Genomic DNA, 21159 nt, shown 5'->3' with positions numbered 1-21159 from the left:
CGGATGCGCCTCGGCAAGGCCCAGTGGTGTGGTGGCCAGCTGCGGTCAGCAGCCGGTGTCTGATGGCGGTTAGTCGCCGTGGACCTCGGCGAAGCGGCAGGACACCGTTCGCCCGTGGTGGCTTCCGGTGCACGAGACGGCGCTCAGATGCCGGTCGGCGACCGCGAGCCGGCGGCGGGTGTCGGCCTCCAGCTCGTCGATCCGTTCTGCTTCCAGGGTTTCGTGGTGCGCGGCGTCGCCGGTGTCGATCGCGGTACTGGGCAGGCCGGCGGCGGTCCACATCCGCATGTACAGGCCCACGGCAGGGCTGCTGAGCGGGGTGGCCAGGCTGATGTCATGGCAGACGCAGCACACCTCGGCCGCCGTGCCGGGCCGGGTGTCTTCAGCGTTCACCACACGCCTCAGCAATTCGCGGCAGTGCGCACGCAACAGGTGGCCGGTGGCCATCAGCGAGTGAGTCGGGACCAGCAGTGTCAACGCGTGATACAGCAGGTCGGCGTCAGCGGGGTGTTCGCGGGCGGCACGGTCGATCTCCTCGTCGGCAATGGCCATCGCAGTGAACGCGGTGGCGAGTGTGTCGGTGATCTGGTGGACCAACTCCGCCAGATCAGTATCGGTGTGGGTCACGATGTAGCCCTTCTTGCACGGGGTTGAGCCGCACCAGGCGTGAAGCAGCGACACCGCTGCTGGCCGGTGCGGCTCAACGCGACCGATGTCGGTCTGGACTGTCTGTTGTGGACTGTCGATATCGGACTTCGGTGTCAGGCGGACCAGGTGTCGAGGTGATCCCAGCACTCGCAGGACGGGGCGTACCCGCCGCAGAATTGGCAGTAGCCGCATTGAAGGCACAGGCCGGTCTCGCCGACCGGGCCGTCGCACCGCAGGCACGCCCAGACGTCGCGCTCTCGTTCTGGCCGCCACGGGCCCGACGCGTCGACGAAATTCAGATTGGAGTACCAGGCACCGTCGACCCAGAAGCCGCTTTGTTCGTTGAGCAGGTACGCGGTGGAGTCGAAGGCAGGGTCGGCGGTGAGCAGCACCATCTTGTTGCCGGTGCCCATCCATCGCTCGATCTCGTGCCGTACTGACAGCATCTGCAATGAGCCCAGTCGAGGCAGGTAGCGTTCGGCCGCGATGCGCGAGTCGCTGCGCCGCTCCCCCTTCTTCGGGCGCACGTCGTGGGGCAGGATTCCGTTGTGGGCCATCACGGTGCGTCTGTCTGCGCCGAGGCGAAACGGGTGGCAGTTGGCGGTGTTGATCACGCCGTGGGTGGCCAGGCGGGAGTGAAACAGCGCCGCACCAGCCGGATGGGCTCGACGCGCGGTCAGGAAGCCCTCGACGAGCTCGTGCGCGTCCAGCCCGCGTTCGACCAGCAGGCGATCACCGTCGACGATGGCGTAGCCGTGCCCGTCGGGGTTGCAGTCCGCCCCAGCGACGAGAGCCTCCGCGTCGGGTTCGATGCCCTCGGGTAGGAAGGTGATCAGGCACATGCGGGCACCGCCTCGCCCAGCTCGGCCGCCAGGGGCGCGTACTGGTCGTGCTCACTCACCCAGCTGCGGAAGCTTTCCCAGCCCCATCCATTGCCGTGCGCGATGTCGGCGACGGTCAACGTGCGGGTGTATTCCACCGACGCGTCGGCAAAGCCCAACACGGCCTGCACGTGCTCGGGTTGGAGGGAAGAGGCGAACATCCGCAGCTCGAACGTGTCTTCGGGGCAGGTGTTGATCGCCCGGTACTTGCCCGACACGGACTGCTTCTTGGCGTAGTGGACGACCGCGCGTCGTTCCTCGTCGGTGAACGCCGCGTAGCGGTCGTTGTCACGGCGGGCGAGTTGCAGGACGTGGTGGCGGTTGCGGTGAATCAGCTTCATCCATCGGTGGATGTGGGCTGGGCCATCGAAGCCCGCGCGGGACAGGTGCACGTGCAGTCCGGTGTTGGGAGCGGTGTCGCTACCGCCGGCCGTGCGCAGTTGCGGCAGCAGCGGCCAAGGGAACCCGGACATCGCCCAGGTGTAGGTCATGGGGTGGGTCACCAGCTCGAACCCGTTGACCGTGCCGTCTTCTTTGAGAAACCCGAGGTCGCCGAGTGTGTCAACGGCGAGCTCGGCGCACGCGTGCTGCAGTTCGTTGGGGATCGCGATCTCCAGTTCCATGCCCAGATACAGCGGCCCGGCGCCTCGGAAGATCAGCTCCGGCAGATAGCCCCAGCTGTGGACCAGACCGTTGAGCCGTTGGCAGGAGCAGGGATCACCGTCTTCGACGGTGGTTTCGCAGTCGTCGCAGTACCAGGTGCAGCCATCGCACAGCTGCCGGCCGTCGACCCAGTACGAGTCGTTGTCGGCGACGCGATCTCCACAGCGATCACAGGTCGGGCACTCGCAGTCCTCGCCCTCCGGGATCCGAGCCTCGCAGTCGTCGCAGTAGTAGGTGCAGTCCTCGCACAGCGTTTTGCGGCCGATCGTGTACTGATCGCCGTCGCTGATGCGCGTGCTGCAGAACGTGCAGATCAGGCAGCCGCAGGTGTCGGCCGCGGCGAACCAGTCTTCGCAGTCGTCGCAGTACCAGTCGCAGCCGTCGCAGTCGGTGCTGCCGCCGGGCTGAATACGACGACGCTGCGACCCACAGGTCGGGCAGCGGCGGCAGCCGGTGCACGCGGCGCCGTCCGGGTCCAGCGGGGTGCCGCATCCGGCGCAGGCCTGGTGGTTGCTGACCGACTCCGGTTGGTGGCCGGTCAGTGTGGTGGTGGTCATCGGGTGGTGTCACCTTTCGGTAGGTGCACCAGCGAGCCCCGCGGTTCACGCGCACACCGGTACCGGGGTCTCCCCCCGGGCGGGCGTCGCGGTGATATGGAGGGCTCACCAGCGCACGGGAGAGACGGGAACAAGCAACAGGCCCGGCCCCAAAGGTTCGGGACCGGGCCGGGGACTCGGCGGTGTGGCGACAAGGCGTTGCGGCGGTGACCGTGCCCGCGCACCCGGGCGGCGGATCAGCATGTTCGCCTCGGTCGTGTAGGCGAAGCCGTGGCCTCTCTGTGGCTGTCCACTACGGACGCTCAGTCGGTGTGGTCGATGCCGTGGACGCCGCGTCCGCCGCAGCCGCAGCGCCGGTCGTGGTCGAGGCCGGGATCAGACTCGACCACGCGGGCAGGACCGGCGAGCGCCCGGGCCGGCTCGTGCCCGAGGCCGAGCGGGTCGCTGGCGTCGGTGATCAGGCCCGCTGTTCCCTCGGCGATCAGTCGATGAGGGCCGCGGGCGCCAGCCGAATCCAGCGCGCCCGGGATGGCGACTACCTGGTGGTGCAGGGCTGCGGCCAGCCGCGCTGGTGCCAGCTGCCAGGGCGCGTCAGTGCCGCAGATCTGCAGGAATTGCCCGCACATCGCCGCGGCGAGCATGTCCTGCCGGTCGGCAATGCCCGCCTGGTGGTAGTCGGTGTATCCGATCGGCCAGCACGACACCAGAGCGGCGTGTTCTGCGGAGCCGGCGAGGCGCTGGCATTGAGTGAGGTTCAGTCGCCCGCCAGGCCCGATCGGCAGCACCACGACGCTGCGGGTGCCCGACCCTGTCGCCGCGGCGAGGGCGGCGCCGCGGTGTGCGGCGGCGCCGGTGCCACTCAGCCCGGCACACACTGTGACTCGCTGAGTGGTCAGCGCATGTGCGCAGCGTTGCGCCAGCTCGCCGCAGTAGTCGCTGGGGTCCTGGCGTCCGACCACGGCGATACCGCCGTCGGTGGCGAGCAGGTCCAGCCGGCTGGTGCCGTGCACCCACAGGCCCAGCGGGGTGGTGAACGCCCCGCCGGCTACCTCGTAGACCGGGTGCGGCAGACGCAGCGGCCAGCCCGCATCCTGGGCGGTGAGGTAGCAGAAGCCGTGCCGGGCGGCGTAGTCGAGGATCGCGGTGGTGTCGATGGTGGTCGGATGCCGATACGGCATGCTCTCGCGCAGCCAGGCGGCATCCTCGTGGTCAGTGAGCCACGCGAGGGTGGCCAGCGCGCCGTGCTCGGCGACCCAGGCGGCGATGGTGGGGTATGCGGGGCCGACCAGTTCGGTCAGCGCCAGCCGCGCGTGCACCTGCGGGCTCCCGCTGGCAAGGGCGGCCGGATGCAGGTAGCGGGCCAGCTCCGGGGCGTCGGGGTCGCTGACGCTCACGTCGATCTGGTAGCCGCGGACCTCGACGGTGATCCCGTCCAGGTCGGCCGGGCTGACGCGATACACCCAGGCGTAGCGGGCGGCTTCCTCGTCGGTGTCAAGGCAGGCGGTCGCCTCGAACGTCCACTGGTGCAGGGTGTCGATCGCCTGCTGCGGGTCGTCGGTGTCGAACTGGTGGTCGTCGCTGTGACCGGTCGCGGTGATCCGGTAGTGGCGTGTCATGGCACATGGCCTCCTGTTCAGTCGGTTGCGGGGGTTGGCCGAGCCATCGACGCTGCGCCGCTACACGCGCTCGTTGTCTGGACTCGGCTGTCGCGTGTCGGTGGGAGAGATCGCGGGATCAGCAGAACCTGCGGGGATCGCGGAACCACGGCGCGTGCCGCCCGCAGACGGTCAGGACCCGACCATCGGTCAGGTCGATCACCGGGACGCGGTCGATGTCGTGCAGGCGCTGGTCGGAACGCAGAAACCCCGCCGGGTGGTAGCAGTCCAGTCCCTGCCGTGCCGCGGCGCGACGCATGCAGGTCGCGGTGGCGGTGCAGCATCGCCACTTCGGGGCCCCATCGGCGCCCGTGTGCGGGTAGTCCACATCGGCTGACAGGTCGCGTTCGCAGACATGCCGGGAGCCGAGGCTCTGCGCCGCCCGAATCCGCCACTGTCGGTAGGTTCGGAACTGGCCAACTGCGCGTCGGTTGTGGTGTCCGGCCGGCCACGCGTCCCGTTGCGTGTCGCAGGCGACCGACAGCCCGCCCGACAGCGCCCGCACCGCGTCGTCGAAATTGACGCCGACCAAGTGCAGCACGACGATCTCGCCGGCTCTGCCCTGCACGCAGCCCCAGACTTCGAGACGGGTGCGGTAGGTGCGCATCACACCTGCACCTGCCGCAGCGTGTACTGCTCGTTGCGGCGGGCACCGACCATCCACCGAGCCAGTGGGTAGTCTCCGTGGGACATTTCGCTGGTGTCATTGGGGCCGTAGGGGTAGATGTCCATGACCGCGTCAGGGCCGTCGGCGCCGACACCGTCGTAGCCGCCGTCGTTGACCAGCTCGGCGAACGCGGCGCGGGCGGCCGCGAGACTGGGCGTGTGCAGACAGGTGGCGGCCATGCCGGAGGCGGGGCTGCCGATGTGGCAGGTATAGGCGAACACGCCGGCTTCGGGACGGGCGTGGTTGCTGTCGGCGTGGATGTGGACGATCTCCTGCGCGTGCGCCCAGTTCCAGGCGACCGTCACCAGATCCAGCCGCAGCGGATACAGGCGCGTGACCCCGAGGACGAACACGGGGCCCGTGTCACGGCGGTGGGTGTGGCGCAGGGCGAGGTACCCGGCGCGCACGACGGTTTCACCGGATTGCGCATCGTGGTGGGACATGATCAGCTCCTTGTCTGGTCACCAGCGTCAGAGGGCGCCGGCGATGAGGCGATGAAGGGAAAGCGCGTCCGCTGCGACGAATCCCGGCGGATGTTGACGGCGATCGGTAGCCGCTCAGACGAGCGGATGCTCGGCGGTCATCACACGGCGATGCCGCCGTGCGCGACGTCCCGGCTGAGGTGAATCAGCTACGGCCCAGTAGTCGCCGTCCTTTGCCCCGGGCAGGTAGCCGCGCGGCCGTACCTCGGTTCACACCAGGGCCGTCAGCGGTTGGCCGTCTGCTTATGGCCTAGTACCAGGTGTTTGCTGCGGTAGAAGGCGACCGGGTCGACGGCCCCGGACGGGTTGGGGTCGTCGCGCAGATGGATTTCGAAGTGCAGGTGTGGGCCGTCGGCGTTGCCAGACTGCCCGACCACCCCGAGCGCGGCTCCGGTCGTCACTTTCTGTCCTACGTGGACGGTGGGCCGTACGGCCATGTGGCAGTAGCGGGTGATGATGTGATCGGGGCTGCGAATCTCGACGTACCAGCCGCATCCTGGCGTGGTGATCGACCCGTTGACGTTGCAGTTGCCGGTCGCTGGGTCGCAGTGAGCGACGGTGACCGTGCCGGCGTGCGCGGCGCGGATGGTGGTGCCGCGGGCTGCGGCCAGGTCGGCCCCGTTGTGATCGGGGCGGTCGGGTGGACGAAACCCTGAGGAGATGGGGGCGATCACGGGGCTGATCCACGTTGCGGCACTGCATCCGGCCGGGATGGTACCAGCGGGAGACGCCCCATTGTTGGTGTGGTGGGTGGACGGGCGGGTCTGGAGGGCGGCGGCGTCGGCCGCATCGACCGTGGATGGTTGGAGGATGATGGTGTCCACCAGGTGGGTGGCGTCGGTCTCCCACTGCGCGTAGGCGTGGGGGAAAGCTGACTTCTGGACCGCCTGCGCTGCTGCGGTCAGCGGCATGTGCTGCCAGCCGGCCACGCGTTGCAGGGCGTGGTAGAAGGCCGCGGCAGCATAGGACGGGGTGTGTAGCTGGTTGGGGGTGCCCCAGCCTTGACTGGGGCGTTGCTGGAACAGGCCGACCGAGTCGCGGTCACCGCCGACCAGGTTGTGCAGCGACGATTCCTGGATCGCGGTGGCCACCGCGATGACCCACCCGCGCTGCGGAACGTGCAGCTGCTGCCCGACCCGGATGATGGTGGCGGCGTTGGCGGTCTGGGAGGCGTCGTAGTGGCCGATCCTGCCCGGAGCGGATACCGCCGTGCAGGACGTGTTGGACGCGTCATCGCCGAGCATGGCGCCGAGCGCGCCGAATCCGAGGAACATGGTCAGGACAGATCCGCCCAGCAGGGCAGCGACAGTGCGCAGCATGGTGTTCTCCAATCAGACGAAACGACCCGGTCTCCGGAGCGCCGACGCAGGTGGCGTCGACTCTCGGAGACCGGGTGATGGTGAACAGCGGCCAGCGACACTGCCGGGCAGCCGAACTCAGGACGGACTGTCTACTGTGGATTGTGCCGCCTGGCGCCAGGCCGGCCGGCGCGTTGTCGATGCGGACTATTCCTGCTCGTCGAGTAGCGCCGGCGTCCACCTTGCCGAGTCGAGCGAGCCATGCCATCGATACCCGGAGTCGTGCTCGGGCTCGATGCATGCGCATTCGCGTATCGGCCGGCATCTACCGTCGAGGCCGGAGTGCTTGTCTTGCGTGTCCTGGTGCGAGACGTCGAAGTCATCCGCGCCGCGGTAGGTGGCCAGCGCGCTGATCAGCGTGGCGCGCGGCCAGGTGTCGAACAGCTCGCGCAGTACGTCGCGGTGTCCATGCCAGCAGACCGCGTGGATGCGCCGTCCATCTCGACCCAGCAGCCAGTACCGCTCGGACATGGGCAACAGGCGCAGCCTCACCCGGTGGTGAACTGTTCCGCGCACTGAAGCCTCGCAACGGATGCGCGGAGCGCACATCTTCTGGGGGACGACGACGGCGCGCAGACCGTGCCGGTCGACGATGCCGGCGAGCGCATCGAGCAGGTCTGCCTGATGTGGGGTCGACAGCCGCGGTATCAAGACGATCATTGTTCTCCCTTCCGTGCGATGTGGTGATCGATCCCCGCCGCGGTATCCGCTGCCGCCCTGCGTTGTCGGGGCAGTTGTCGTGGGGCTGCCGGCACGGGTGCACACCTGGAGCCGTGACGCTGCCTTGCTGGTGGGCGGTGCGGGTGACGGCGCGGGATCGCGGGCAAGCCTCCTATGGCTGGTGTGGCGCGTTCTGCACGCTGCGGCGCGTCTCGTGAGATCCTGTCCTTTCGCTGGGCTCCGGTCGCACCCGTGGCCGACAGCTCACCGCGATTCCACGCCAGCGCGCTCTCTGCGAGACAGTCGATTGACGGAGTTTGGGAGGCATGAGGGCAGCCGGCACCGCGCGAAGCACCGGTGCCAGCGGCAAGTGCCGTCCCTACCCAATCTCCTCGGACGGCGTCCGACTCCGAATGTCTAAAGTGGACTGTCACGGTTAGGGCATCCCGGATGCGCCTGGCGACACAGGTGCATGCCCAGCACCGTGACGCCGCCTGGTTGATACGCCGCGCGGGCGGCGGCGCGGGCGAGGGCGACGAAGCGTCCGCTGGTGCTGGGCCCTCCGCACAGCAGCAGGTCTCCCTGGTCTGCTGTCAGCTGCTTGACCGTGCGGGCAGCCTGCGCCTGGACTGCGCGGCTGGCTGGTGCGGCGGTGAGCATCTCCATCCTGATCGCGGCTTGCAGCGAGGTGTGCAGGATCGGCAGGGCGGGGTCGTGGTCGTTGGTGATGTGGGGTGGCGAGATGCTGCGTACCCGGCGGGCGGCGGCCATCAGCTGGGCGGTGAGCAGGACGCCGATGTCTTCGGCGCGGCGGGCGACGGCTCGGGTGTGGTACTGGCGGGTGTCGAGCCGGATCTCCAGCCACCGGTGTGCACCGTGCCCGGCCCGGCGGTCGGTGCCGGGTTGGCGGTCGTCGGTTTGGCAGAAGCAGTCGGGCTGCTGGCAGCGGCGCCGGGTGGCGGGGTTGGCCCGGTAGGTCGCGAGATGGCCGGCGATCATGGGGCAGGCGGTGCGGGTGTAGGCGGCGCAGGCGGGATGGGCGCCGGGTTCGGCGACCACGCCGTAGCGGACGTCGATCGGCCGCGCCAGCACCACGACGGTGGGCTGGTTGGTCAGGCTGGTGCCGCAGATTCCACACAGCCGGCCGGCCAGGCAGGCCTGGAGCCGCGGGCCGTCCAGGCGGCCGAAGACGGGCTGGCCGTCGGTGTGGCGGGCGGTGGCGATCGGCACGGCCCGGCCGCCGTGGGTGGGCAAGTGATGTAGGCCGGCCGGGATGGGCGTGCTGTCGGGCATGAGGGTGGTCTCCTTGCGGGAAGACTCGACCGGTCTGGCCGACGGGTGGCGCTGCTCGACGGCAGCACCACCAGGACGGCGAGACCGGTCGAGCGAACGGCATGATTCACAGCGGACAACGTGACCCCGCTGAGCGGGTCGGAGTAGGTGACCGGGCGCGTGGCCCTTGGCCGCGAGCTGGTGTGGCCGCGGGGACAGGCGTGCTGCTACGGCACGCCAGGCCTACCGTGCCCGGCCCGTGTGCGGTGTGACCGCGTTCGGCGAGGACGGCATCTCCCGGGACCGCACGGCCGGGCGGGCGCCGTCGGGTGCGGGGCTGCCGTCGCGGTCGGCGTCGTAGATCAGCGCGATGCCGCGGCGCCGTTTCGCGCTGCGCAGGGCGAGCCCGGCGCGGGCGCGGTCCTGTTCGTCGCTGCCGGTGCGGGTGCTGATGCCGGCGGTGGCGCTCATGGCCAGCTCGGCGGCATCGATCTGGATCGGCTGTGACAGCCAGTCCAGCAGGTCGTCGATCTGACGCTGCGCGGTCGCCGCGTCGGTGGCGTCGGGCAGGACGACCAGGAACTCGTCTCCGGCCAGACGCGCCACCTGCGCCCGGCTGACCTGGGCCCAGACCCGCATGGTGACCCCAGCGGCGGCGATCATCTGGTCACCGATGTGGTGCCCGTGGCGGCTGTTGACGGACTTGAGGTGGTCGAGGTCGACCATCGCGATACACGCCTCGGGGTGGGCCGGCATCAACTGCTCGTAGACCGCCCGCCGGTTGGGCAGGCCGGTCAGCGGGTCGTGCAGGGCGGCCTCGCGCCATCGGGCGGTGTCGGCGGCGTGGTGGTGGGCGGCGAGCAGGTAGCCGCCTGTGGCGGCCAGTACAACCACCAGTGCGGTGGTGGTGGAGTGTCGTATCGACATGACAGATCTCCGATCTGAACGGCCGTACGCGCCCGTGAACCGCGCACAGAAGACGCGGCGCCCGCTAGAGGGGCGGACGCCGCGGACGGGCGGAATGTGGAGGCGGGTGAACCCGGCATTGACCGGCTCACCTCGGTGGTCGGCAGCTGCGGCGCGAAGCGCCGTGCGCGGGACGCGTCACGACGCCCTCGCTTCCGGAGTCGGCGTCGTGTCGCGTGTGCCGGGCGTGTCCGTCGGTGTCGCGGCAGGCACGGTGACGGCGCTGTCGCCTATCAACACCGCCCCGTAGACGGTCAGCGCGAACCGCTGCAGCAGGGCGCTGCCTGCCAGGTGCGGGCCTGCCGGCCTGGCGGTGCCGCACTGGTAGCCGCAGGCGTAGGCGCCGGCGTTGCCGGGCTCGTGGAAGGTGGCTTCGAACAGCGGGCTGGTGGAGGTGGCGCCGTGCAGGTAGCCGACGATGAACGCCTCTCGCCGCGCCAGGCGCACCTGGCAGGGCGGTTGGATGTGTGGGTCGGGCTGGGCCAGGGTCGCGGCAGGCAGGCGCAGCAGGGTCAGGCTCTGCTGGTAGGCCTCCACCGATCCGTCGGGCAGGACGTGCAGGGGCACGACGCGGGCGCCGCTGTCGATGGTCGCGGGATGATCCAGCGGACACATTGCCAGCGGAAGCACCTCGGCAACCTGAGCCGGCGGACGAAGCTCCCAACGCAGCCGGTGCGGTAAAGCGGGCATGGCGAACTCCTCGGGACGAGATGGATGTGGGCATGGAGAAGGCCACGTCCTCGTGCCGGGCGGCACGCGACGTGGCCCGAGTGGAAGTGCAGGAATCCGTGGCTGTGAGGCGGTTACAGGTTGAGCACCGGCAGGGCGGTGTTGAGGTAGGTGATGATCGAGGCCAGCAGCGGGTGCAGAATCTCCTTGGCGTGGTAGCCGTCGCCACCGGCGATGGGTGCGCAGCTGGACCAGTCGATGCGGGTCATCGGCAGCAGATGCGCACTGAGCACCATGTGCTGGTCGGCGGGATCCAGAAACACCACGCAGTCCCATTCCCGGGCCACGACCGTGGTCGGCTGCGTGGCACACATCAGCGCGCATCGGCACTGCGAGTCGTTCCACACGGTGCGGGGCTTCCCGTGGTGGATCGGGCAGCCGCAGTCACACGACGCCGCCGAGGCGGCAGCGGTGGACTCGGTGTCAGTCATGACAGTCCTTCCTGTTCTCGGCGCGATCAGGCGCCGGGTCTGACCGCAGCGTCGTTGCCCGGACGTCTGTCCGGAGGCCGGCTGCGGCATGGGTGTGTGGTATGGCATTGCGCGCAGCCGGATCGGCTGGCGGAATGCAAGCGCGCGGTGCGCGGCGGGCCCGCCGTCGATGAGCGGTGAACGCTGCTGCTGCCGGCCCAGGGTTGGCGAGGTTGGCAGTCTGCGCGGCCTGGGTCTGTGGTGCCTACCTGCGGGTCTCGGTTCGGGCCGTCTGCGCCGCGCGGTCTACCGGGCGGTGTGGTGGTCTGGATCGGGTTCGACGGTCGGCTCGGTCGACGCCATCGAGGCGGGCGTCTGCTCTGACGTCGACGCCGGCGCAGGGGTCGCCGATGCCGGGCCGGCGGCGTGCTCGTCTCGGTAGACCGCCAGCCAGATCGACTGGCCTCGCCCTTCGTACACGGCGCCGTCGTCGGTGGTGAGGGTGTAGTGGGTGCCGTGCTCGCCGTGGCAGTCCTGCGCATCCACCGATGCGATCGGCCCGGCGAAGGTGCGCCACAGCCGCCGGCCACCACCGTGGTGTTCCCACACCCCGGCCACGAGATCCCCCACCTTCAGATGGTCGATCCGCACGTCCTGCGGCTTGCGGTCGGTTGGGATCCGCCACGCCGGCGCAAGCTCGTAGGCGGGCAGCGACGCGGCGACATCCGGCCACCGTTCACCGGCGTCCAGCCGCTCGTAAACGGCGAGGAGCCGGGCCGAAAGCGCCCGCTGCTGCTCCACCTCGGCGGGTGTCGGGAACGCCCTCACCTCCGCGTCGGAGGCGGTGACGGGCAGCCCGTACACCAGCCGCACTGCGGCGTTCACGTTGCGGGCCAGATCGCTGTGTTCGTCGTCTCGTCGCGACGCCCGAGCTGCCAAACTCGACCAGCGCGCCACCTTGACCGCGAGCTCCACCGGCCACGGCTGCCCGCTGGGCTGGTCGAGCTGCATCCCGTCCCGGCGCCGGCCGCCGAGGTCGTTGTAGCTGATCGTGCGCTGCTGCTCCTGGTCGATGATCGACACGGACTTCGCGTTGATGCGCGTGACGGTGTACCAGCCGCCGAACCGCGCGAGGCGCACCCGGTCTCCCTTCTGGAAGTGGTCGCGCTGCCACGGGTCGTACTCCCCTGCCTCGCGCATCGCGTCGAGCGTGCGCTGCTGGTGATCGATGTCGTCGGTGAGACGCGCGATCTCGCGGGCCATCCGCTGCTGGTACTCGCCGCCCGCTGTGGCCTCGTCGCGCCGCCGCTGGTAGGCGCGCCGTTTCGCCTCCAGCGTCTCGACCCGCCGCACGATCGCATGCGGGTTGTGCTTGGCCGTCTCGTTCGCCGCGGCGCCGGCCGCCCGGTCCGCTCTGCGGCCAGCCTTGTCGTCCAGGGTGCGCCCGCGCCGGTCGAGGTCGTTGCCGCGCTGGATGTCGGCCCGGTGCCGCCGTTCGGAGTGGTGGCCCTCCAGAACCGGCTGGCCGAACGGTCGCCGCGCGGCGATCTCGTGCGCCGCGGCGTGTGCCGCAGCCGCACCGGCAGCGGCCTTCGCGGCGCCGGCCTCCAGCCGTTCGACCCGGTCCGCGGCTCGGGCGACGCGGTCGGCTTCTCGCTCGGCGGCTGGCCGCCACTGGTTGTCGACCTCGATGGTGACCTCGTGCCCGGCCGCGCGCAGCGCCTCGGCCGCAGCGTTGATGTTCTGCTGTTGTGCGTCCTTGTCGCGGCTACCGCGGATGAAAATCCCGACCGAACGGCGCCAGGTGAACCCGTGCTGCCGGACGATCTCGTACACCCCGTCGCCTTTGGTTGATCCTTCCAGGATCGTGCCGTCGCGATGTGTATGGCGAATGATGATCACTGTCGCTCCTGACCGCTAGTAGGCGAGGTCGGGTCGGGTGTTGCGGAGGCAGGCGGCGATCGCGGCCATTTGTGGTTGCACCACGGCGCTGGTCGACCAGTCGTCATCGCGGGCTGTGACCTGGATGCAGCTTCCCCAGCTGATTCGTCCCGGGCTGCTCCAGATGGTTGTCAGCAGCCTGCTGTCGTTGGTGTCCAGGAACAGCAAGCGGTTCCAGGCACGGGAGATGAAGCTGGTGGGTTGGGTGGTGCAGTGCAGTGCGCACCGGCACCGCGCGGTGTTCCAGGTTCTGCGCGGGCATCCGTGGTGCAGTGGGCATCCGCAGTCGCACCGTGGGGAGCTGGCCCGGGCCAAGGGCGCGGTGCCAGGCGCGGCGGGAGCGAGGTCGCCGAGGTCGGGGAGGCAGGCGCTGAGCGCGGCGAGTTGGGCTTGCAGGACGCCCGCGATGTGGGCGTTGTCGGCACACATGCCGAACTCGTGCAGGCTGGCCCAGTCCACGCGGCCGTCGTCGTGCCAGCTGGCATACGACAGGGTCAGGTCGTCCGGGTTCTGGAACAGCACGCCGTGCAGGTAGCGGGTGACGATGGTGGGCGGTTGGGTCGCGCAGCTCAGGGCGCAGCGGCAACCGTCGTCGTACCAGGTGCGCAGGCGTACGTGATGGACGGGACAGCGGCAGTCACAGCGCAGCCGGACCGACGGCTGATCGGCAGGTGGCGCCGGGGTGACGGTCATGGGTGTCGGCTCCTTCTCTGATGCGGATCTGGTGGATGGCGATCTGCGTGTGTCCGGTGTGCGGGCACACGACAGCGCCGGCCCGGTCGGGGTCGGCGCTGTGGCGCGGTGATGGGGGATGAGTGGTGATGCGGGGTGTGTTGGAGTGCCGCCGGGTACTACAGGCGGGCGCACACCAACCAACTGCCCGGACCCATGCAGTCCAGGTGATGGTTCGCCTTGGTGAGGTAGGCGAACCGATCGGCCAAGCTGTCGGATTGCGGGAACCAGAAGTCGCCCATGAGGCTGCACATCTCGTCTCCGACCACCGACGACATCACTTGGAACCGCCAGTATTTGCCGCATCCGGCCTGAAACACGTCCAGGTTTTCGGGTGCCAGCCTGACTGGGATGTCCGTGCGGGCGTTGTACTCCAGCATCGCGGCGACCCTCGGCTGCTGTTCGAACAGCTTGGTGATCGTCTTCTCGTCCGCCCGGGGGTTGGCCTGGGTGATCTCATCCTTGGTGCGTGCCCTCGGCGTTCCCGCCGTAACCTGCGCCCAGGTCCACCACTCGTAGTCGGCGTTGCGGCCGGCCTGAGCGCGGATGCGGTCGAGGCGCAGCGATCCCACCCGCCCTCCGGCGGCATAGCAGTACCGGCCCTGACGGGTCGGGTTGATCAGCCGCTCGCGGCGGGTCCACCGATGCGCTCGGTAGACCGGCGCCAGCCCGACGGTGGAGTACCCGGCCAGATCGTTGAGCCGTTCACTCACGGTGTACCAGTCGGGCCGTTCGGCCATACACACGAACCCGACCAGTACGGTGCGGGGATCGTGCCGGCGCGGGCCGGTGGGGGTGGTAGGAATCGTGCGGGTGGTGGGCACGCTGCCCGCAGCGGTGGACATGGCCGGCTCCTTCCTTGCCCTGGTGGGCAGACTGACCGCCGAACAGTCGGCGGGGACGGTGCGGCGTGGGTAGTGCCAGTGCGACCAGATCGCTGTGTCGACAAGCCACCGGTGGTGGGTGTGGACAACAAGGCGACCGTGAGGGCCAGAACTGGGAATGCACAACGCAGCAACCGTCAGGGAAATGGGGAAAAGGTGAGCCGGCAGATTAGCGGCCCAATCGCACAGCACAACCCCTGTCCGCAGCTACGGGGAGAGCCCTGACCTGCACTGTTAGAAGGTGTGCGAAGGTCGCGTCGTCGATCGGGGACGCGGCTGTCCCCGGTTAGTGGTAGTGCACCGCCACCACGATCGTGGATGGGGGCAGGCCGGCCAGGACGGCATCGGCGGCGGCGCGGTAGACCGCCAGCGCGTCGGGGGTGTCGGCAACCGGGCGCAGCAGCCGCCCGCCGGGGCAGACCATCCGATCACCGGCCACGGCGCGGGTGATGCGGCGGGCGGTGAACGCGGCGCTGCCGGGTTGAAGGTGGTCCAGGGCGGTTGCGTACCGGTCGGGGGTGAAGCGGGCGAACACGGTGAGGGTGTCGGCCCGTAGGTCGAAGTCGCGCATCGCCCGGATGCGGGGCTGCGCGCCGAAGGCCCGTCGCGCGGCATCCAGAGTGACCACCTGGGGATCGGCCTCGTGTCGGGTGGCGAACAGTTCCCAGCGGCGTGCGGGTGGGGTGTTCCAGGTGACGGCGTCGAACAGCCGCCAGAGCACTTCGGCGGCTCGCTGTGCGCGGCGGGCGGCCAGAGCGCGGTCCACGACGGCGATCGGGCCGCCGGCGCACGCCCACCGGCCGGGTGCCTCGTCGGGCCGCGCCGAGACCAGCAGGGCGCGGTCGGTGCCCGGGTGGGTGGGCCAGAATCCGGTGGCGAAGCTCCAACGCTGCCCGCCGGGGCGGGCGGCTGTGCGCGGCGGGCGCGGCGAGTAGCGCGGTGCCGGCGGGTCAGCTCCGGCGGTCCGATCGGGGTGGCGGGACAGTGCGGCGCCGATAGCGGCGGAGAGTGGGGTGTGCGGGGTGAGGTCGGGCAGGCAGAGCAGAACAACGGGACGCATGGCGGCTCCTCAGGACGTAGCGGATCGGCAGCAATCTGGGCGTGGCGGATCTGCGATGGCGGGATGCATGGCGTGTCGGCCTTGATCTGCCGTGCCGTCGCGTGCCGTGCCGTGGTGTGGCGGGCCGTGGTGTGGCGGGCTACTCCAGGCCAGGGTTGAGTGGCCCGGGAAGCTGGTGCGGGCAGGGCACCTGGGCCAGTGGCAGCAGCTCTCGATGGCCCGGGACGCGCCAGAGGCACCCGGCGGGGTCGGGCCCGGTGACGATCAGTCCACGACGTCGACCGGGGACCCGGGCGGCGATCGCGACAGCGAACGGTAAGGGCGGCTGGTCGGCGAGCGCGTCGTGCAGGTGCTTGGCGCGGGTGGTCGTGGGAAGCCAGAACAGCACCGGCCAGGCTGGTCCCCCGGCCTGCGCGAGGCGGGTGTACGCGGGCAGTTTGTCGATCAGCCGCCGCAGGGTTTCAGTGCCGGTGTCGTGTTCGAGGAAGAAGCCGACGGTGTGGCCGCCAGCGCGCCAGACGCCGTGCCCGTCAGGGTGGATGCGGTGACTGAAGGCTTCGGCGGTCCGCCGCTCTGACCACCACCTGGTCAGCTGCGCGCCGGGGTGGGTGCGGGCGTGGGCGCGTAGGTCGACGAACGTCTGGTTGACGCCCAGCAGATGTTCCAGCCGCGGGGAGGCGATCAGCTGGTCACGCCGGTGGGTCACCGCCGCCCGCGCCGGTGCGGGGCGGCCGGCGGACAGCGCGATCAGCCTGGCGCCGAGAACGCCGATCGTCCAGTGCCAGCCGGTGACGTTGCCCGTGTGCGGGTTGTACCGCCGGAACCGATCCAGCAACCCGAGCCGGAACAGCCGGCGCAGCCGCCGGTCGGCGGTGCTGTAGGCGCCGAAGCAGATCGCGGTGATCTGGCCGGTGGTCAGGGTCCCGTGCTGGTCCAGCAGCTCCAGCAGCATTCGATCGCGGCCGGTGATGGCGCCGGAGGCCGCCGCCAGACCGTCCGGCCAGCCGGCGGGAGCCGGCCGGCCGGAACCGAGCGGGCCAGCGGACCCGGCGGCAGACAGACCAGGGTGATGTGGAGGGTCCGGGGTCCCCCGTAGGGGGAGTCGGACTCGCCGAGACGCCCGCATCTGGCCTCTGACCTGCGCTGTTACCGGATTCGGGTGGGCAGGAGGGTCGGTAGGCCCGTCGGTGACCTGGTCTGTGCCGTGGTCGGGAGGGTACTCAGCCACCCCTCGAACGGGTGAATGCGGCGTTGCGCGGTCGGGTGCATCGTTCACTGCGCATCATCACCGATCTCAGGCTCGGTGGTGGTGAAGCCGGCCTGCTGGTGCAGCGCCGCGACCTGCTGCTGCTCGTCGGTGGCAGCGCGGGCCGCAGCACAGCGGCGCAGGTGGTCGGCGGCGCCCAGCACCCGCCGCGGGGGCGGGGTCGCGAGGGTGAACGCGGCGGTCTGCTGGTTGGCGACCATCAGCCGGGCGGCGGCGGTGTGGGCGTGCAGGTGCGACAGGTCGTGGTCGTCGAGCTCCGGCAGCGTGTGCCGGGACAGGATGCGGGCGTCTTCGGGGCCGCAGGCGAAGTACAGCTTGTTGCGGGCGTTGGTGGAGATCGCCGCGGCGGTCTCGGCCGGTAGCTGAGACAGGTCCTGGTGCGCGAGTACCAGGCTCAACCGGTAGCCTCGCGCCTCGGCCAGCATCGTGTCCACCGAGTGCGGCAGGGTCAGGAAGTTCTGGCACTCGTCGGCATACAGCGACGCGTCCCGGCGTTTCGCTTCGGGCATGGCGGTGCGGGTGGTGGCGGTCTGCCACACCTGCGCCAGCACGAACGAGCCGAGAAGCCGGCAGGTGTCCTCCCCCAGCGCCCCCTTGGGCAGGCGGGCGAGCAGGAGCCCGCCGTGGTCGAGGATCTGGGACATGTTCAGCGTGGAGCGGGGTTGGCCGAGGGTGCGGCGGGCGAAGTCGCGCAGCAGCACCGCGCGCAGGCGGGCCAGGACCGGGCCGATGATCTGGGCGCGCAGCCCCGGGTTCATCTCCTCGTACCATTCCCAGAACCCGCCCAGCCCGTCCGGGTCGGTCAGGTCGGCGGTCATCCGTGCCCGGAACTGCTTGTTCTGCAGCAGCGGCGGCACCAATGTCAGGGTGGCGTTGGCATGCCGCAGCAAGGTCAGACACGCCACGCGGAGCACGTCGTCGATGCGGGGGCCCCAGTGGCGTTGGAAGATGCGGGCGAAGATGCCGCAGATGTTGTCGGCGACCAGGTCGTGGTCGTTGCCGTCGAGCGGGTTGAGCACCGGGGTGTGGTCTTGGTCGGGGTCGAGCAGCCACACCTTGTCGGCTGCGGAGGCGGGCAGCCGGTCGAGGATGTCGGTGACCAGGTCCCCCTTGGGATCCAGGACGACGGCGCCGCGGCCGGCGGCGAGGTCGTCGCAGATCATGTTGCACAGCAGGGTGGATTTCCCGGAGCCGGTGGCGCCCAGTACGTGCAGGTGTTGCCGGGCGTCGGCCACGGGCAACGCGACGGAGTGTCCGCCGGCGGCTGCGGTGCCCAGCTTCTTGGTGTTGCGCCCGCCCGCCGGTACGGCGACCGGGGCGGGGATGGTCTTGGCGCGGGCCCGATCCAGGCCCGGCACGGCGACATCCAACGGCAGGGCCGCGAGGCCGGCGAGCTCCTGTACCGACACCAACGCCCCGGAGGCCAGGCGGCGGGCGGCCAGCACCGGGGCCGGGCGGGCGAGGCGGCGGCGTCGCAGGTGGTTGCGGCCGGTGTAGACCGCGAAGCTTGCCGCGAGGGTGTGGGCGATGGTGGTCAACCGTGCCCGCACCACCCCCGGCATCCGGCGCTCGGTGCTGGTGCGTGCAGGGGCCACGGCGGCGGCGTAGCGGATCGCGACCTGCCAGTGCGGCAGCGCCGTCTTGTCCAACGCGGCCCGCGCATCCCGCTCCCGCAATGGATCCGCCATGGTGGTGGGGCTTCGGTGGTGGTGTCGGTGGGTGCCGCCGGGTGTCGCCAGATCCAGGCCGAGGCGCAGCAGGCTTGCCGGCGCCGAGGCGTGCGGACGGCCCGTGCGCAGCCCGGCTGCGGCGGTGCGCAGGCGCCGGTGCTGGCGCGGTGTGGCCGGACGCGCCAGGATCTGCACACACGCCGCCTCGTTGGCCTTCAGGCCGGCGCCGGCGGCGAGCAGCGGGCGCAGCGAGTCGGTCGAGTGGGCGACCTCGAGGGGGTAGGTGCCGGGCAGCGCCGGGATCAGCGCCCCGCCTCGCGCCCAAACCCCGCCCGGAAGAGGCGGCGCATCGGTGGCGGGCTGACAGCCGGCGCCGGGCCAGGCCGCCTGCACCGCAGCGATCACGGCGCGCATCGGGACCTGGACGGGGATCCACAACCCGATGGTCAGGGCACGGCCGGACCAGGTGTACTCCAGCGCCACGTGCGGGACCCCGAACAGCCACCGGCGGGTGCGGGGCGCAGCGAGCACCCCGGCGAGGGTGGCCCACAGCTGGCTGACGCCGTCGGGGTCGACCTGCGGCGGCGGCTGGATCAGCAGCCGGCGGCCGTGTCGGGTGAAGCGGCGTTGCCGCAGCCCGCGGCACACCGGTCCTGCCGAGCAGACCACGACAAGCAGTGTCGCGGCGATCGCCCACACGGCCGGCCGGCCAACGAGGGCGGCGAGCTGCGGCCAGTCCGGCAGCGTCGGCAGGTGGATGGTGGCAGCGTGTGCTGGGAGGTGCTGGGCAGTGGTGGTTGTGGTGGTAGTCATGGCATGTCGTCCTCATCCAGCCCGGCGCTATCCAGGCCGGGGAAGGTCTGCTCGTCGGCGGGAAGGGCTCCGAGATCGCCGTCGTCCAGCGCGCTATCCCCGGGGTTAGCGGCAGGCGCGCCGGCAGCGAGAGGGTCGGTGCGGCACAGCCGGTCCTCTGCCGGGGACGCGACGGCCTGGAAGGCCACCCGGTCGGTCCCGGCGACCAGGAGTCCCTCTCCCCTGCGGCAGGCCAGCAGCAGCTGCTTCTCGCCGTCGGTGAGGTCGAAGGTGTCGGCGACCTGGTCGATGGCCTGCGGCGCCTGGCGCAGCAGGATCTGGGTGGCCGCGTTGGACACCACCGCGCGGCCCAGTTCGGTGGACAGCACGTCCCCGACGTCCTGGGTGACCACGCTGAGCCCGCCGCCGCGTTTGCGGATCGCCTTGGACAGCCGGTACAGGAACCTCGCGCCGTGCTCGTTTTGCAGCAGGTTCCATGCCTCGTCGACGGTGACCAGCATCGGGGGCCGGCCCGTCTCGGTGACATCCACACCGCGCCAGATCGCGTCCAGTACCAGCAGCGTGGCGATCGGGCGCAGCTCGTCGGGCAGCGCCCGCAGCGACCACACGACCAGGTGCCCGTCCGGTCGGTGGCTGGACGGCCCGTCGAACAGCTCCGAGAACGATCCGGTCGTGAACGGCGCCAGCCGGGCAGCGAGGGTGTGCGCCGCCTCGTCGCTATCGGCCGTCAGTTGGGTGGCAACGTCGGCCAGCAGCGGGGCGGGGCGGCGCCAAGTGCGCGGGTCGTGGGTGATGCCGGCCGCGGCGTAGGCGGCGGCCACGGCCCGGTCCAGTGCGGCGCGTTCGGCCGGCGGTGGGGTCTCGCCGACCAGGACGGCGACCACGGTGTGGCAGAACAGGCAGCGGCGGGTCAGGGCATCTCGCCGCCGTTCGGTCGGCGGGATCTCCAGGGGGTTGATCCGCACGCCGGGCTCGCCGAGCCCGATCAGGGTGCCGCCGACCTGGCCGGCGAGGTCCCGGTACTCGTCTTCGGGATCGATGATCACCGCGGTGGCGCCCTGCGTGAGCCAGCGCAGGGTTTCCAGTTTGATCAGGTAGGACTTGCCGGCGCCGGATCGGGCCAGCACGATCGCGTTGTGGTTGTCCTGGGCGAACCGGTCCCACCACACCACCCCGGGCGAGTCGAGGGTGACGCCGTAGAGGACGCCGCCGCCGGCGGGCTCGCCCGGTAGCGGGCCGGGCAGCTCCGGGCTCGACAGCGGGAACGATGCGGCCAGGGCGTCGGTGTCGATCACGCGGGTCATGCCCAGGGCGTCGTCGCCCAGCGGCAGGGTGGTGCACCAGCCCTGCAGCTGCCGCCAGGTGGCCGGGGCGGTGTCCAGCAGCAGCGACGAGGCCAATGCCTTGACTTGGGCGGCGGCGTCTTGCAGCTCGGGCAGGGTCGCGGCGTGCACGGTCAGGTACAGGCCGAGGCGAAACAGGCGGGTGCCGCCGCGCGCGACGCGTTCGGCCAGATCGGCGGCGTCGTCGGCGGCGGCCTCGGCGACCGGGTTGGGCAGCTTGCCGCGGGAGGCGGCGATAGAGCGCGCCGATTCCAGCCGGGCGCGGCGCCGCCGCAGCTGCTGCGCTGCGAGAGCGGGGGCGACCGGGTCGATGTGTAGGGCGACGTCGAGGCGGCCGGGCCAGGTCAGCAGCGGTTCCAGCCAGTGCGGGCCGACCTCGGCCGGGTAGCCGGTGACCACCAGCGTGGTGGCGTAGCCGTCGCCGACCGCGAGGTGTCGGCCGGTGACCTCCACTCCGGCCGGTGCCGGCATCAGCCCGGCGGCCTCGGCGGTGGTGGTGGG

19 protein-coding genes are annotated in these 21159 nt (G+C 70.8%); all 19 read right to left on the bottom strand.

Features of this window, described 5'->3' with window-relative positions; all coding sequences use genetic code 11:
• Positions 1-69: 69 nt before the first annotated feature.
• Positions 70-627 (bottom strand): hypothetical protein, encoded by a 558-nt coding sequence (locus NUM_RS22015; protein ID WP_207126793.1) that lies wholly within the window; start codon positions 625-627, stop codon positions 70-72.
• A gap of 134 nt (positions 628-761) precedes the next feature.
• Positions 762-1490, bottom strand: a complete 729-nt coding sequence (locus NUM_RS22010; protein WP_207126792.1) for a class II glutamine amidotransferase — start codon at positions 1488-1490, stop codon at positions 762-764.
• Positions 1481-2749 (bottom strand): hypothetical protein, encoded by a 1269-nt coding sequence (locus NUM_RS22005; RefSeq protein ID WP_207126791.1) that lies wholly within the window; start codon positions 2747-2749, stop codon positions 1481-1483. The genes NUM_RS22010 and NUM_RS22005 overlap by 10 nt, the downstream gene beginning before the upstream one ends.
• A gap of 302 nt (positions 2750-3051) precedes the next feature.
• Positions 3052-4365, bottom strand: a complete 1314-nt coding sequence (locus tag NUM_RS22000) for a DNA-processing protein DprA (protein ID WP_207126790.1) — start codon at positions 4363-4365, stop codon at positions 3052-3054.
• 118 nt (positions 4366-4483) lie between these two features.
• Positions 4484-5014 (bottom strand): hypothetical protein, encoded by a 531-nt coding sequence (locus tag NUM_RS21995; RefSeq protein ID WP_207126789.1) that lies wholly within the window; start codon positions 5012-5014, stop codon positions 4484-4486.
• A complete protein-coding gene (locus tag NUM_RS21990) occupies positions 5011-5514 on the bottom strand; it encodes a hypothetical protein (RefSeq protein ID WP_207126788.1) in 504 nt (167 codons plus the stop codon). Before NUM_RS21990 ends, NUM_RS21995 begins: the two co-directional genes overlap by 4 nt.
• A gap of 263 nt (positions 5515-5777) precedes the next feature.
• Positions 5778-6872: a M23 family metallopeptidase gene (locus tag NUM_RS21985; protein WP_225918761.1), complete on the bottom strand. Its 1095-nt coding sequence runs from the start codon at positions 6870-6872 to the stop codon at positions 5778-5780.
• Between the two features lie 186 nt (positions 6873-7058).
• Entirely contained in the window at positions 7059-7571 is a 513-nt protein-coding gene (locus tag NUM_RS21980; RefSeq protein WP_207126786.1) for a hypothetical protein, read from the bottom strand.
• 417 nt (positions 7572-7988) lie between these two features.
• Positions 7989-8864, bottom strand: a complete 876-nt coding sequence (locus NUM_RS21975) for a hypothetical protein (protein ID WP_207126785.1) — start codon at positions 8862-8864, stop codon at positions 7989-7991.
• Between the two features lie 222 nt (positions 8865-9086).
• A complete protein-coding gene (locus NUM_RS21970; protein ID WP_207126784.1) occupies positions 9087-9770 on the bottom strand; it encodes a GGDEF domain-containing protein in 684 nt (227 codons plus the stop codon).
• 177 nt (positions 9771-9947) lie between these two features.
• Entirely contained in the window at positions 9948-10499 is a 552-nt protein-coding gene (locus tag NUM_RS21965; protein WP_207126783.1) for a hypothetical protein, read from the bottom strand.
• Between the two features lie 113 nt (positions 10500-10612).
• Positions 10613-10969: a hypothetical protein gene (locus tag NUM_RS21960; protein WP_207126782.1), complete on the bottom strand. Its 357-nt coding sequence runs from the start codon at positions 10967-10969 to the stop codon at positions 10613-10615.
• Positions 10970-11254: 285 nt separating this feature from the next.
• Complete coding sequence (locus tag NUM_RS21955) at positions 11255-12850, bottom strand: DUF3560 domain-containing protein (RefSeq protein ID WP_207126781.1); 1596 nt, start codon at positions 12848-12850, stop codon at positions 11255-11257.
• Positions 12851-12865: 15 nt separating this feature from the next.
• Positions 12866-13582 carry a hypothetical protein gene (locus NUM_RS21950; protein WP_207126780.1) on the bottom strand — a complete coding sequence of 239 codons (717 nt, stop codon included), beginning with the start codon at positions 13580-13582 and terminating at the stop codon, positions 12866-12868.
• Between the two features lie 158 nt (positions 13583-13740).
• On the bottom strand, positions 13741-14466 hold the full coding sequence (locus NUM_RS21945) for a hypothetical protein (protein WP_207123110.1): 726 nt from the start codon (positions 14464-14466) through the stop codon (positions 13741-13743).
• A gap of 325 nt (positions 14467-14791) precedes the next feature.
• Positions 14792-15565, bottom strand: coding sequence for a hypothetical protein (locus NUM_RS21940; protein ID WP_207123111.1), 774 nt, complete (start codon positions 15563-15565; stop codon positions 14792-14794).
• 139 nt (positions 15566-15704) lie between these two features.
• Positions 15705-16517, bottom strand: a complete 813-nt coding sequence (locus tag NUM_RS21935; RefSeq protein WP_207123112.1) for a replication-relaxation family protein — start codon at positions 16515-16517, stop codon at positions 15705-15707.
• 320 nt (positions 16518-16837) lie between these two features.
• Positions 16838-19315 (bottom strand): type IV secretion system DNA-binding domain-containing protein, encoded by a 2478-nt coding sequence (locus tag NUM_RS21930; RefSeq protein WP_207123113.1) that lies wholly within the window; start codon positions 19313-19315, stop codon positions 16838-16840.
• Positions 19312-21129, bottom strand: coding sequence for a VirB4 family type IV secretion system protein (locus NUM_RS21925; RefSeq protein WP_225918311.1), 1818 nt, complete (start codon positions 21127-21129; stop codon positions 19312-19314). The genes NUM_RS21930 and NUM_RS21925 overlap by 4 nt, the downstream gene beginning before the upstream one ends.
• Positions 21130-21159: the final 30 nt, after the last annotated feature.

The organism is Actinocatenispora comari, assembly GCF_017312725.1.
GTDB classification, from domain to species: Bacteria; Actinomycetota; Actinomycetes; order Mycobacteriales; family Micromonosporaceae; genus Actinocatenispora; species Actinocatenispora comari.
The sequence above is the reverse complement of the archived record's forward strand: the minus strand, read 5'-3'. Positions and strand labels throughout refer to the sequence as shown.